12 protein-coding genes are annotated in these 12,256 nt (G+C 48.1%); 2 read left to right on the plus strand and 10 right to left on the minus strand.

Features of this window, described 5'->3' with window-relative positions; genetic code table 11:
• The 10 genes from ACH2BK_RS09320 to hisD form a co-directional block, all read right to left on the minus strand.
• The coding region (locus tag ACH2BK_RS09320; protein WP_395003603.1) for an asparagine synthetase B family protein at positions 1-1,149 on the minus strand (1,149 nt) is incomplete at its 3' end.
• Positions 1,089-1,361, minus strand: a complete 273-nt coding sequence (locus tag ACH2BK_RS09325) for a hypothetical protein (protein WP_395003583.1) — start codon at positions 1,359-1,361, stop codon at positions 1,089-1,091. The genes ACH2BK_RS09320 and ACH2BK_RS09325, both read right to left, overlap by 61 nt.
• Before the next feature lie 561 nt (positions 1,362-1,922).
• Positions 1,923-4,400 (minus strand): DNA topoisomerase (ATP-hydrolyzing) subunit A, encoded by a 2,478-nt coding sequence (gyrA, locus tag ACH2BK_RS09330; protein ID WP_395003585.1) that lies wholly within the window; start codon positions 4,398-4,400, stop codon positions 1,923-1,925.
• 75 nt (positions 4,401-4,475) lie between these two features.
• Complete coding sequence (gene hemC / locus ACH2BK_RS09335; RefSeq protein ID WP_395003587.1) at positions 4,476-5,423, minus strand: hydroxymethylbilane synthase; 948 nt, start codon at positions 5,421-5,423, stop codon at positions 4,476-4,478.
• Entirely contained in the window at positions 5,413-7,227 is a 1,815-nt protein-coding gene (locus ACH2BK_RS09340; protein WP_395003589.1) for a proline--tRNA ligase, read from the minus strand. The genes hemC and ACH2BK_RS09340 overlap by 11 nt, the downstream gene beginning before the upstream one ends.
• Positions 7,228-8,592 (minus strand): glutamyl-tRNA reductase, encoded by a 1,365-nt coding sequence (gene hemA, locus ACH2BK_RS09345; RefSeq protein ID WP_395003591.1) that lies wholly within the window; start codon positions 8,590-8,592, stop codon positions 7,228-7,230.
• Positions 8,592-9,512 carry a polyprenyl synthetase family protein gene (locus tag ACH2BK_RS09350; RefSeq protein WP_395003593.1) on the minus strand — a complete coding sequence of 307 codons (921 nt, stop codon included), beginning with the start codon at positions 9,510-9,512 and terminating at the stop codon, positions 8,592-8,594. The genes hemA and ACH2BK_RS09350 overlap by 1 nt, the downstream gene beginning before the upstream one ends.
• Positions 9,509-9,895 carry a hypothetical protein gene (locus ACH2BK_RS09355; protein ID WP_395003595.1) on the minus strand — a complete coding sequence of 129 codons (387 nt, stop codon included), beginning with the start codon at positions 9,893-9,895 and terminating at the stop codon, positions 9,509-9,511. The genes ACH2BK_RS09350 and ACH2BK_RS09355 overlap by 4 nt, the downstream gene beginning before the upstream one ends.
• Positions 9,892-10,173 (minus strand): DUF2018 family protein, encoded by a 282-nt coding sequence (locus tag ACH2BK_RS09360; RefSeq protein ID WP_395003597.1) that lies wholly within the window; start codon positions 10,171-10,173, stop codon positions 9,892-9,894. The genes ACH2BK_RS09355 and ACH2BK_RS09360 overlap by 4 nt, the downstream gene beginning before the upstream one ends.
• Positions 10,174-10,182: 9 nt before the next feature.
• Positions 10,183-11,484, minus strand: coding sequence for a histidinol dehydrogenase (gene hisD / locus ACH2BK_RS09365; protein WP_395003599.1), 1,302 nt, complete (start codon positions 11,482-11,484; stop codon positions 10,183-10,185).
• A 207-nt stretch (positions 11,485-11,691) separates the two neighbouring features.
• On the opposite strand from hisD, the gene ACH2BK_RS09370 reads away from it, so the two are divergent.
• Positions 11,692-11,841 (plus strand): hypothetical protein, encoded by a 150-nt coding sequence (locus tag ACH2BK_RS09370; RefSeq protein ID WP_394997846.1) that lies wholly within the window; start codon positions 11,692-11,694, stop codon positions 11,839-11,841.
• Positions 11,842-11,857: 16 nt separating this feature from the next.
• On the plus strand, positions 11,858-12,085 hold the full coding sequence (locus ACH2BK_RS09375) for a FeoA family protein (protein WP_395003601.1): 228 nt from the start codon (positions 11,858-11,860) through the stop codon (positions 12,083-12,085).
• Positions 12,086-12,256: the final 171 nt, after the last annotated feature.

The following is a 12,256-nucleotide window of genomic DNA, read 5'->3' on the forward strand; positions in this document are numbered from 1 at the left end:
AAGCTTTTTAACAAAGGATTTTATAAGAAAACTCGAGCCATTTTTCAACACTCGTGCCATAGGGAGTGGGTGTGCTAGAGTTTGGTTGGAAGTATTGAGCAAATCATAAATTTTGAGAGGATTATACCAACAATCCCAAAGTGCGTATGTCAAATGCCCATATCCACACAATAGCTCATCTGCCCCGTGCCCATCAAGCGTGACACTCACGCCATTTTCCTTGATAGCTTGATAAGTGCTAATCTGTGCCAAAGGAATCCTGCCATACAAATCCTCTAGGAGATAGAAGTAATATTCCAATTTATCCCAATTCTCTAAAGGATTAATCTCTAAAAAGCTAGCCTTTATACCAATATGATTGACAACCTCTCTGGCATAATGACTTTCCTCCTGTGGCGTATCCCTAAAGCACGCCACAAAGGCATGCTGCCAATCTTTAGATTCTCTCTTTAGTCCCTGCTTGGCAAGATAAGCCATCGCACAGATCGTAGAGCTAGAATCCACTCCTCCACTTAATGCTGTGCCAATAGGCACATCAGAGCGCATACGCAAAGATACAGAATCTAAAAAGAGTTCTCTAAAATGCTCCACTGCCTCTTTGTAGCTCTTAGGTGGCGTGATGAGATGATCGAGGATACAATAATAGCGTTGGTATTCTAGTGTTTGTGGTTGCTTTGGATTGTAATAGGCATAGTGTGAGTAGGGAAAGCGATAGATACCCTCTATGAGCGTGTGATCTTTGCTCTGCTCGTAGTTAAAGATATGAGCAATGTTGCTCATTGTGTTAAAGTATTTGGAGGGTGTAATCTGCTCTAGATACGGGTATATTGCTTTCATTTCAGAGGCAAAGACAAACATATCACGCCCTTGCTTGTCTTTGAGGAAGGCATAAAATAAAGGCTTTTTGCCAAATCTATCGCGAGAGAGGAAAAGATGCTTTTTGTGGTGATCCCATATAGCAAGTGCCCACATACCATTGAAGCGACTAAGGCATTGCTCTCCCCAATAATCATAGCTTGCTAGCACCACTTCCGTATCGGTGTGTGTGCGAAAGACATAGCCTTTGGCTATGAGCTCTTCTCTAAGTTCTATAAAGTTATAAATCTCTCCATTAAAGACAATAGTGTATTGCCCCCCCCCCCGGACGATGTTTTAGAAGAGAGGTTAAAGAGGTTTGAAGTCATTGGCTGCTGCCCTGCAGTGCTTGTGTCGATGATGGCTAAACGCCTATGCCCTAGGCTTATCTCATCGCTATGATACACACCAAAATCATCTGGTCCTCTGTGTGAGAGGGTATGAAGTGCTTGCAAAAAATGCGCTGTATTGCTTGTGGCTGGAATACTCCCTAAAATCCCGCACATAAGATCTCCTTTTTAAGACAAAATTACAAAGGGAGGTATTATAGCAGATTATGGGGGAGTGGTTTTGGTTAGAGACTTGTCTTTTTTGGGTGCATAAAATTGCGATAGAGCATTGTATGAATTTCGCGCTACAAAAAATCTAAGTCTTTAGATTCTAAGTTGCTAGTTTTATTGTATGAATTTCTTAGATTCTTAAGTTGCTAGTTTTTAGGTTTTCATTGTTGCTAGTTTTTGTTTGGGTTTTCATTATGGATTAGATTTTATGTATGTCCTAATCCCATGTTTTTTAGAATCTCTGTCTTAGATTCTGTAATTGTCTTTGAATGTGTTGGGTTTTGTGTGTGTTTTGGATTTTGAATGTGCTTTAGATTCTATGTGTTTTAGAATCTTGGTTGTTTAAATCAAAATTTTGCGTTTGTGAATGTGTGGGGGATTGTATAGATTCTGCATTATTTAGATTCTGTGTGTGCTTATCTTTAGAGTTTTGGGCTTTAAAGCATGTGCAAAATCTAGTGCAAGGACTTAGAATCTAAGAAGACTGCAGAATCTAGTGGTATCTCGCTACGCCTCTTCTTGCTCAAAAAAGTCAGAATCTTCCTCTTGCTTTTGCTTGGGGCATTTGTTGGCGTATGCGACTTTGTCATTGCCGACATTGACGATTTTCACGCCGCTTGTGTTGCGCCCAGCCTCGCGGATCGCCTCCGTATCCACCCTAATCATCTTCCCAGAGCTTGTGAGCACCATCAAATCCATATCTTCATCATTGACATTTACGACGCTCACGAGCTTGCCGGTTTTGGGCGTGAGCTTCATCACGATAACCCCCTTGCCACCGCGACTCTGCAACCGATACTCACCCGCAAGCGTTTGCTTGCCAATCCCCTGCTCACTCACGGTCAAAAGCTTGTCGTTATCGCTATAAATCGTCGTCGCTCCCACGACAAAATCCTCATTAGCCTTGAATCTAATCCCCGTAACCCCCCTACTCACGCGCCCAATCTCACGCACCTCATCGATACCAAAGCGGATACACATACCCTGATAAGTCGCGATGAAAAGCTCTCTAACGCTTGGCGTAACGATATTTGCACTCACGAGCTCATCGTCCTCATCGAGGTTGATTGCGCGGATTCCCACACTGCGCACATTGCCATACTCGCTCAAATTCGTGCGCTTGACAATGCCATTTTTGGTAAAAAACACAAGCGATTTATCGGCGTTGAAGTCCGTCGTCGTGATGGTTGCCATAATCTTTTCATCGGGTTGGATACTCACGAGATTCACCACCGCCTTGCCGATAGCCGTCCTGCCTGCCTCTGGGATCTTATAAACCTTCAACCAATAAAGCTGCCCCTTGTTAGTCACAAATAGTATCGTATCGTGCGCATTGGCGATGAAGAAAGATTCTATAAAATCATCATCGTGTGTGTTTCCGCTGATTTTGCCCTTGCCACCGCGGTTTTGCTTCTCATAGGTTTTGAGCTGCACGCGCTTGACATAGCCCCTGTGGCTCATCGTAACCACGACTTTTTCGTTTGGTATCAAATCCTCGATATCAATAGCGTCATAATCCTCTTCTATCTGCGTTTTTCGCGGTGTGCTAAATTTTTGCTTAATCTCTAGCAGCTCTTCTTTGATGATTTCTTTTAGTCTCTCCTCACTGCGCAGGATAGATTCTAAATTGGCGATTTCCTCTAGGAGCTGTGCGTATTCGCTCGCGATTTTGTCGCGCTCTAGCCCCGTGAGGCGTTGCAAGCGCATCTCTAGGATCGCTTTTGCTTGGAGTTCAGAGAGGCTAAATCGCTCTACCAAAGCACTCTTTGCGCTCTCGCTATCGGCACTTGCACGTATGGTAGCAATCACCTCATCGATGTGATCAAGCGCTATCGTCAAGCCCTCTAAAATATGCGCCCTCGCCTTGGCTTTTTCGAGCTCAAAGATACTGCGGCGGATAATGATAGTCTTGCGGTGTGCGATAAAAATCTGCAAAAGCTCAAGGAGGTTAAAGATTTTTGGCTCTTTATTGTGGATAGCTAGGAGGATAATCCCAAATGTGCTCTCCATCGTCGTGGATTTAAAGAGATGATTGAGCACAATCTCACTCATCGCCTCGCGCTTTAGCTCAATCACCACGCGGATTCCCTCTCTATCAGATTCATCGCGCACTTCTGCAATCCCCTCAATCACCTTTTCTTTTGCTAGCTCGCTGATTTGCTCGACAAGCTTTGCCTTATTGACTTGGTAGGGCACTTCATCAATCACGATGACTTCTTTTGTCTTTGTCTGCTCGATATGGGTTTTGGCGCGCACTTTCACGCGTCCTCGCCCTGTGCGGTAGGCTTCTGCGATGCCTTGCTTGCCATAGATAATCCCCCCTGTGGGGAAGTCTGGACCCTGCACGATAGGCAAAAGCTCCTCTACCTGCGCATTTGGTGAATCTAGCAGATACATTAGCGCATCGACAATCTCATCAAGTCTATGTGGCGGGATAGATGTCGCCATACCCACCGCAATCCCGCTTGAGCCATTGACAAGGAGATTGGGGAGACGCGTGGGCAGGATTGAGGGCTCAGTGAGCGTATCGTCGTAGTTGCCCACAAACTCCACGGTTTCTTTTTCGATATCGCGGAGCATTTCCTCACTCGCTGCCGTCATACGCGCCTCGGTGTAGCGCATAGCCGCCGCACTATCCCCATCAATCGAGCCAAAGTTCCCCTGCCCATCGATAAGCTCTAGGCGCATAGAGAAGTCCTGCGCCATTCTCACTAGCGCATCATACACTGCAAAATCCCCGTGCGGGTGGTATTTACCAATCACATCGCCCACGATTCTCGCGCTTTTTTTATAAGGCTTGCGTGAGGTTACGCCTAGTTCGTGCATCGCATAGAGGATCCTCCTATGCACGGGCTTTAGCCCATCTTTTGCATCGGGCAGCGCACGCCCCACAATCACGCTCATTGAATAATCAAGATAGCTCTCTTTGATACTATCATCGATACGAATGTCTGTGATATTTCCGTGTTCTAGCAGGTTTTCCATAATTCCAAACTCCAAATGGTTGATATGCACGCATTGTATAGCAAAAAGCCTAAAAATAGGATTATTCTTACAATCCTATATCATCGCATAAGCCTGCGCGAGCAGCTCCTTTGCGCCATTTTTGATAAATTTTTGCGCCAACTGCACGCCGAGATTTTTGGCACTAATGAGCGCAATCTCTGGGTTAGAATCAAACACACACACAAGCGTGGAGTGGATACTCGCACTTCCATCGGGTAAGCCCAAAATCGCCTCTAGGACTAGCTGATTGGATTGCCTATGTGCATACACGCCTATGGGCACTTGACAGCCGCCCTCTAGCGCGCGGATAAACTCCCGCTCAGCACTGCAGCAAATCGCACTCTCCATATCCTGCAGCTGGCGCACATATTTGGTTATACTCACATTCTCACTCGCGCATTCTATCCCCAGCGCGCCCTGCCCCATCGCAGGTATCATAAACGCGAGAGGTCTAGTGTATGCCACCTCGCTAATCTCTAATCGCTCTAGCGCAGCCTTTGCTAAGATAATCGCATCAAACTCGCCGTTTTTTAGCTTTTGCAGTCGTGTTTGCACATTGCCCCGCAGTGAGAGCGTGTCCAAATCCTTGCGCAGGAGCTTTAGCTGCATAGAGCGGCGCAGTGAAGTCGTGCCAACCCTCGCATTTGGCGGCAAATCATCAATGCCCGCATATTTTTCACTCACAAAGCAATCCTCACAGCTCGCGCGCTTAGTAATCGCACTAAGCTCTAAGCCCCTCTCTAGCTCCACAGGCACATCTTTGAGGCTATGGACTGCTAGATCGATCGCCCCGCTTAGGAGCATTTCCTCTAGCTCTTTGGTAAAAAGCCCCTTGCCACCGATTTTTGCCAATGGCACATCAAGGATTTTATCGCCCTTGGTTTTGATGATTTTTAGCTCAGATTCTAATCCGTGCTCAAGCCACAGCAGCTGCTTGATATGCTCGGCTTGCCACAGAGCTAGCGCGCTACCGCGTGTCCCGATAATGAGTTTATTTGGCATTGGCACTCCTTGTGTTTGTGTGTGCGTTATTCTTTGGCACACTACTAGATTCTAAGACAGAATCTAGCGCGTCGTTTGCGTCAATAACGCGCTTTTGCAATCCCTCACGCTTTATAAGCTCCACTTTGCCTTCACCCAAAGCCTTGCCTATGATAAGTGCTTGATAAGCCCCAATGAGCTCAAAGTCTTTCATCTTAAAGCCAAAGCGCTCATCTCTATCATCAAGCAGCACATCAATCCCGCGCGCCATTAGCTCCTCATAGAGGTGCGTGGCATACGCCATCTGCTCGCTATCTTTGATATTTGAGAGAATTATCACCACATCAAAGATTCTCACACCCTCGCCCCACACGCAGCCAAACTCATCGCTCTTTTGCTCCAAAATCGCAGGGAGCAAACGCGTAACGCCAATCCCATAGCAACCCATAATGAGATTCTGTGCCCTGCCCGTATGATCGAGGAATCTCGCCTCCATTTGGCGCGAGTATTTCTCGCCTAGCTTAAAGATATGCCCCACTTCTATGCCCTTAGCATAACAGAGCTCCTTAGCACAATGCGGGCACAAATCCCCCTCTTGCACCTTGATAATATCCGCATAATGCGCCTCTTGCAGCTCTCTAAACTCACTCACATCAACGCCTATAAGATGATAATCTTGCTTATTTGCTCCCGTGATCATTCCCCTCGCATCACGCAAGCCCTCATCAAGGATATAACGCACGCCCTCAAGCCCAATAGGTCCGATAAATCCCGCCTTTAGCCCCATAGATTCTAAAAGCTCTGTAGAAGCGTTCTCTAGCGCGAGATAGGGCTCATCTGTGATGGCATTTAGGACATTGAGCGCCTTTGTCTCCTCGCATTCATCATCGCCACGCACAAAAAACACGACGATATCCCCTCTGCTGCCCTCTGCTTGGGATTCTCTCACCGCTTTTTTTACCACGGCCTTGATGGTAAAAAATGGGTGAATCTTAAAAAACTCACACAAAGATTCTATGCTGCTAACCCCCGGGGTAAAAAACTCCCCAAAGGCTGCTTTTGGGGCTTGCGCGCCGTATTTGCCCTCATCTTTTGGGCTCTGTCTAGGCTTGCGTTTGGCTGCCTCGAGATTGGCGCCATACTCGCAGCTTTTACACACTACAAGCGTATCCTCTCCGCAATTTGCTAGCACCATAAATTCCTTGCTCCCGCTCCCGCCAATAGCCCCGCTATCTGCCTCCACGACTTTATACGCTAGCCCCAATCGCTCACAAATCCGCCTGTATGCCTGCTCCACTTGTGCAAACTCCCTATCCAAATCCTCATAGCTGCTATGGAAGCTATACCCATCTTTCATCACAAACTCACGCGCGCGCATAAGCCCAAACCTCGGTCTCGCCTCATCGCGGAACTTGGTGTGAATCTGATAGAGATGCAGCGGCAGCTGCTTGTAGCTTTTGATAAATGAGCGCGCGATATGGGTTACCATCTCCTCGTGCGTAGGTCCTAGCACGAACTCATTGTCTTTCCTATCCTTTAGTCGTAGCAATTCCTTGCCGTATTGACCATAGCGTCCGCTCTCCTGCCAAAGCTCCGCGGGCGTGACAAAGCCCATCAACACTTCCTGCGCGCCGATAGAATCCATCTCCTCTTTGATAAGCGCGCGGATGCTATCAAGCATTTTTTTGCCCAAAGGCAGGAAGTTATAAATCCCGCTGCCCACCTGCTGGATATACCCTGCCCTTAGCAGCAGCTGATGGCTTGCCAAAACCGCATCTTTTGGAATCTCTTTAAGCGTGGGGATAAACATCTGTGAAAATCGCATTTAGGGCTCCTTAGGGTTTTTGGTGTTTTGAGAGCGCGCGAGATACTCCTCGCATTTGTATTTGTTGAGCATTACGATCTCGTCATTTATATCAAAAATACTCTTTATCGCCTCAATCATCGGATCGGAGTTGATGCTCTCGCCTGCCTCCTTGATACGCATTGTGGGCTTATGCAGAAATGTATTAAACGCGCTATGGAGGATTTTTTCGACATTGTGGCGATACTCACTTGGCAAAAAGCCCTTTTTTATCGCCCTATCTAGCTCTTTGAGACTTGAGTCTTTTGCCAACGCGCGCATATGCTTGATGATAGGATCGACACTTAGAGTTTGGAGCCATTTGAAAAACTCCTGCGTGCATTGCTCCACGATTTTATAGCCATCTTTGGCGTTTTCCTCGCGCTGGAGCTTAGTTTGGGCGATGATTTCTTGCAAGTCATCGATTCTATAAATCTCAAGATTCTCTACTTGCACCTCCTCTATATCGCGTGGCACGGCGAGATCAAACCACACACGCCTATGCGTGCTTGGGCGAATCATCTCAGCGCTGATCACGCTATGAGGCGCGCCCGTGGCACTCACTAGCACATCGGCACGATCGATAATCCCCTGCAGCTGACTAAAAGGCGCGATCTCTACCTTGCGCCCAATCTCCTCTGTGAGATTCTCTAACATCTTTTGGGCATTTTGGATATTGCGATTGATGAGGGTTAGGCGCACATCGTGTTTGGCGAGGTGCTTGAGTGCTAGCACGCCCATCTCTCCAGCACCTAGCACCGCCACTTGTTTAGAATCCAAGCTCTCGCCCCGCTCCTTAAGCCTAAGGGTAAGCATATGGACTGCCGCTCCAGCGACTGAAGTGTGGCTTGAGGAGATATCCACGCTATTGCGCACCTGCGCAGCGCATCTAAAGGCATAATGCACAAGGCGCGTGAGATCCTTGCCACAGAGGAGATTCTCATAGGCAAACCTATACGCGTCCTTGAGCTGCCCCGTGATTTGCGTCTCGCCCACCACGAGGCTATCGAGGCTTGAGGCTACGCTAAAGGTGTGGTAAATGGCGTATTGGTTGAGCCGAATGTTTGCTAGACTCCTAAGCTGCTCTAGGGGGATTTGCTTAAAGCTTTCTAGATTCTGTAATATGCACTCGCGCGCCGCCTTAGCCTCTAGCACGCTTGCATACACTTCCACACGATTGCAAGTAGAGAGCAGCATTGCCTCTTTTATCGCGCTATGCTCACAAAGCGCGCGCAAAAATGCCAATCTCTCCTCCTCCCCAAATGCCAACTTCTCGCGCATTGCAATATCAATATGCCTGTGCGAAAAGCTCACTACGATATATTGAATCTCCCTGTGCTCTTGCATCAAAACTCTCTTTCTATCATATTTTGTGCGATTTTGCTAAGCTGCGCATTCCCTTCATTCTGTATAGAATCTAACGCGCTCAAAGCATACTCCCGCGCTTTGGCGATACTATCCCGCACGCAGTGATAACTGTCTAGCTGCGCTCTTAGCCACTGCGCGCTAGATTCTGATAATGGCTTAGCAAAGAGTGCGAGCAGCTCTTGGCGCACCTCCTGTGTGGCGCGCTCATAGAGATAGATATAGGGCAGCGTGCTTTTGCCCTCGCTCAAATCACTCATCGCAGGCTTACCCAAAACCTCCGCGCTTTGGGTAATATCAAGCACATCATCAATAATCTGAAAGGCTATGCCAAGGTTATTGCCATATGCGCGGTATTTTTGTGAATCTAGCCCCGCTAACAGCGCGCCACACTCCGCGCTTGCAGCGATGAGCGCGGCGGTTTTTAGCTCACACATTTGCAGATAGCGCGCCTTGTTGGTATTAAAGCTCTGTGCCATAAACACATCCTCTATCTCCCCCACCGCGAGCCTACACACACAATCCGACACGCTCTTAGCGATAGCCCTCTCATACGCGCTAAGCTCAAAAAACGCCTTGGCATAGAGCACATCGCCGAGCATAATGGCATTTTTGTTGCCAAAAAGCGCATTAAGCGAGGGGGAATTGCGCCTTGTGTGGGCATTATCAATCACATCATCGTGGAGCAAGGACGCACTTTGGATAAGCTCGATAATCGCACACAGCCCCAGTGCCTCCTCACTCACTCCACTCACGGCTAACAGGAGCTTAGAGCGGAGCATTTTGCCCTGATTTGTCTTAGCAAAAAGCGCATTTACTATCTCATTGCCACAATCCGCGACAAATCCCTGCATAATCGCCCCAATCCTCTCTTTTGCCCACTCAAAATCTCGCTCACTCATAGATTTTCCTCGCCTATACTCGCGCCCTCGCCCTCGATATAGAGGCGCAAAAGTGCCTTTTTGTCCGCAAAGTCTTTAAAAAAAATGTGCAATCTCGGCTTTTGTGCAGGATTTTCCCCTAGCCCTAGGGCAAAATCGCTGCGCTGATAGTCCTGATACAAAACAACTTGATGATTAAAGCTATCATAGCGGATATGCATCACTAATCCATAATTTTTATAAAGCGTCCAGCGCAGCACAAGTGGCTTTTGGACTTGTGCTAGGGATACCATAGCGCGGTAGTTTTGCTCCTTGGCAAGTGTGAGCTCTCTGTGCCACACCCACGCAGGTTGTGCCGCCTGCACGATACCCACCACCAACGCCACAAGCCACCATCGCCTCACTCGTGGCTTCCCAAAATATTGCCCATAGATTCAATCACTAGAGAATCCACTAACTCGCGCACGCTCTGCTTTTGCTCTTCATCTAGTGAGAGGGCAAACCTCTGCACCTCCGCGCTATCTATGCCCTTAGATTCTAAAAACAATTCATACACACTAAGCATATCAAGCAAACGCTCTAGCTCCATCTCTACAAGCGTGGGCGAGGCATTGTGGATAATCTCGTGCCACTTTTGTAGCGGCGATTTGCCAAACATCTCTAAGTCGTCTAAATCCTGCATTGCTCCTCCTTATGAGAGATTTTTAAGCCGTGAGAGCACCGCCATTTTGTGCGCCTCTAAGCCCTCAGTATGCGCGAGAGTAGCGCAAGGCTGCCCAAGCTCACGCATTGCTTCTTTGCTAAAATAAATAATCGAGCTTTTTTTCATAAAATGCTCCACGCCTAGCGGGGAGAAAAACCGCGCGCTTCCGCCCGTGGGCAAAGTGTGATTAGGACCTGCGAGATAATCTCCAATAGGCTCACTCGCGTATTCGCCTAGGAAGATCGCCCCGGCATTTTTGATATGTGGGAGGAGACTAAAGGGCTCAGGAGTGAGAATCTCAAGGTGCTCGGGGGCGATTTCATTCATCAGCTCTATGCTTTCATCAAGGCTTTGTGTGTGGATAAACACGCTACGATTTTTGATACTCGCTGTGGCAATATCTGTGCGCGCAAGCGTGGGGAGAATGCGCCCAATATGCGCGATAGCCTCCTCTATCAGCCCTCTGTCATCGCTGATGAGGATAGAGCTCGCTAGCTCATCGTGCTCGGCTTGAGAGAGCAAATCCCACGCGATATACTCGGTGTTTGCCCCGCTTTGGGCAATGATACCAATCTCACTAGGTCCAGCGATCATATCCACGCTCACATCGCCAAAAACCATTTTTTTCGCCGTGGCGACATAGATATTGCCCGGTCCGGTGATCACATCGACTTTTTTGCTCTCACGCGTGCCATACACCATAAGCCCGATAGCACTTGCCCCGCCGACTTTATACACTTCGCTAATCCCACACAAATGCAGCGTGGCTAAAAGCAGCTCATTTGGCTGGTTATGCGGTGTGGGGGTGCAGACGATGATCTCCTCCACGCCCGCTACTATCGCAGGAATGGCATTCATCAGCAGCGAGCTAGGATAGGCTGCCTTGCCACCGGGTATGTAGAGTCCCGCACGCTGCACAGGCGTAACCCTCTGTCCGAGCATAGAGCCATTAGATTCTGTATGGAGCCAAGTCTTTTCTTTTTGTTTGCTATGGAAGTCAAAAATGCGCTCATAGGCGATATGTAGGGAGTTTTTGAGCTCGGTATTAAGTGCCTCATAGGCTTTTTGGCAGTCTTTGGGATCGATGCGCACGCTCCCAAAGTCGCTTGGCTGCCATTTATCAAAGCTAGCGATATGGCGCAGCAGTGCCGTCTCGCCCTCGCGCTTTATCTCATCTAGGAGCTTTTGCACGCTCGCGCTCACCTGCGTGATATCCATCTGCCCACGCTCTAAAATCTCGGCAAACCTGCGCGCAAAACCCTCATCACGCGTATCTAATATCTGTGTCATTTGGCTAAGATTCCTTATCGTTGTGAAAAATGTAAAGGGCTTGATTATAGCAAAACATTGCTTGTTTTTCTTAACCACAAGCATACCTGCGCTATAATACTAGGGATTCTCTGTAAGAGAATTTGCAACCGCTAAAGGCGTTATAGAATCTAAGCAAGCCCTAAATGCTAAAAGTGGCGTAGGACTTTAATCGGGTTTATAGAATCTGTGCCATTGCCAAATCGCGTTCCTGACGCGGCGGCACCAAGAGATTCTATAAACTTGCTAAAAAACGCAGTGTATGAACGCGCAGCGGAGGGGTGGGAGGCTCTGCCTCACACCCCGATAGCAAGTTTTGCAGAGCAAAACTTGCATTAAAAATGAAAGGAAAAATATGACTCTCTACGACTGCCCCAAAAACCAACCCCACAAAGTAGTAGCAATCCACACCCAAGACAGCGTGCTACGCGATCGCCTCATCGCTATGGGAATCTCCTGTGGGAGCACCATCACGCTCTGCCACAGCACGCTTACCAAAGCCACGCTTTGTGTGCTAGCCAACGATACGCAAATCGCCCTGCGTGCAGAGGAAGCCAAAGAAATCGAAGTGTGCCCGTGCTAGTGCAGCGGCTCTGCCTCACACCCCGATACACAAGCTTTGCACCCCAACACTTGCATTATCAATATTTTGCCCTCCTAAAACCTCAGTGCGTATTTGAGCGATTTGCTCCAAATGTAGGGATTGAGCGCGCACCAAATCTCTTCAGCAAGATGAGGAGAGCTCTCACCCATA

This window comes from uncultured Helicobacter sp. (assembly GCF_949282165.1).
In the GTDB taxonomy this organism is placed as follows: Bacteria; Campylobacterota; Campylobacteria; order Campylobacterales; family Helicobacteraceae; genus Helicobacter_F.

Excerpts from the sequence above, each read along its gene's own strand:
- ACH2BK_RS09375 (WP_395003601.1), top strand. The coding sequence starts at position 11,858 with ATGACTCTCTACGACTGCCCCAAAAACCAACCCCACAAAGTAGTAGCA.
- gyrA (WP_395003585.1), bottom strand. The coding sequence starts at position 4,400 with ATGGAAAACCTGCTAGAACACGGAAATATCACAGACATTCGTATCGAT.
- ACH2BK_RS09360 (WP_395003597.1), bottom strand. The coding sequence starts at position 10,173 with ATGCAGGATTTAGACGACTTAGAGATGTTTGGCAAATCGCCGCTACAA.
- ACH2BK_RS09340 (WP_395003589.1), bottom strand. The coding sequence starts at position 7,227 with ATGCGATTTTCACAGATGTTTATCCCCACGCTTAAAGAGATTCCAAAA.
- hemA (WP_395003591.1), bottom strand. The coding sequence starts at position 8,592 with ATGCAAGAGCACAGGGAGATTCAATATATCGTAGTGAGCTTTTCGCAC.
- hemC (WP_395003587.1), bottom strand. The coding sequence starts at position 5,423 with ATGCCAAATAAACTCATTATCGGGACACGCGGTAGCGCGCTAGCTCTG.
- ACH2BK_RS09350 (WP_395003593.1), bottom strand. The coding sequence starts at position 9,512 with ATGAGTGAGCGAGATTTTGAGTGGGCAAAAGAGAGGATTGGGGCGATT.
- ACH2BK_RS09325 (WP_395003583.1), bottom strand. The coding sequence starts at position 1,361 with ATGTGCGGGATTTTAGGGAGTATTCCAGCCACAAGCAATACAGCGCAT.
- hisD (WP_395003599.1), bottom strand. The coding sequence starts at position 11,484 with ATGACACAGATATTAGATACGCGTGATGAGGGTTTTGCGCGCAGGTTT.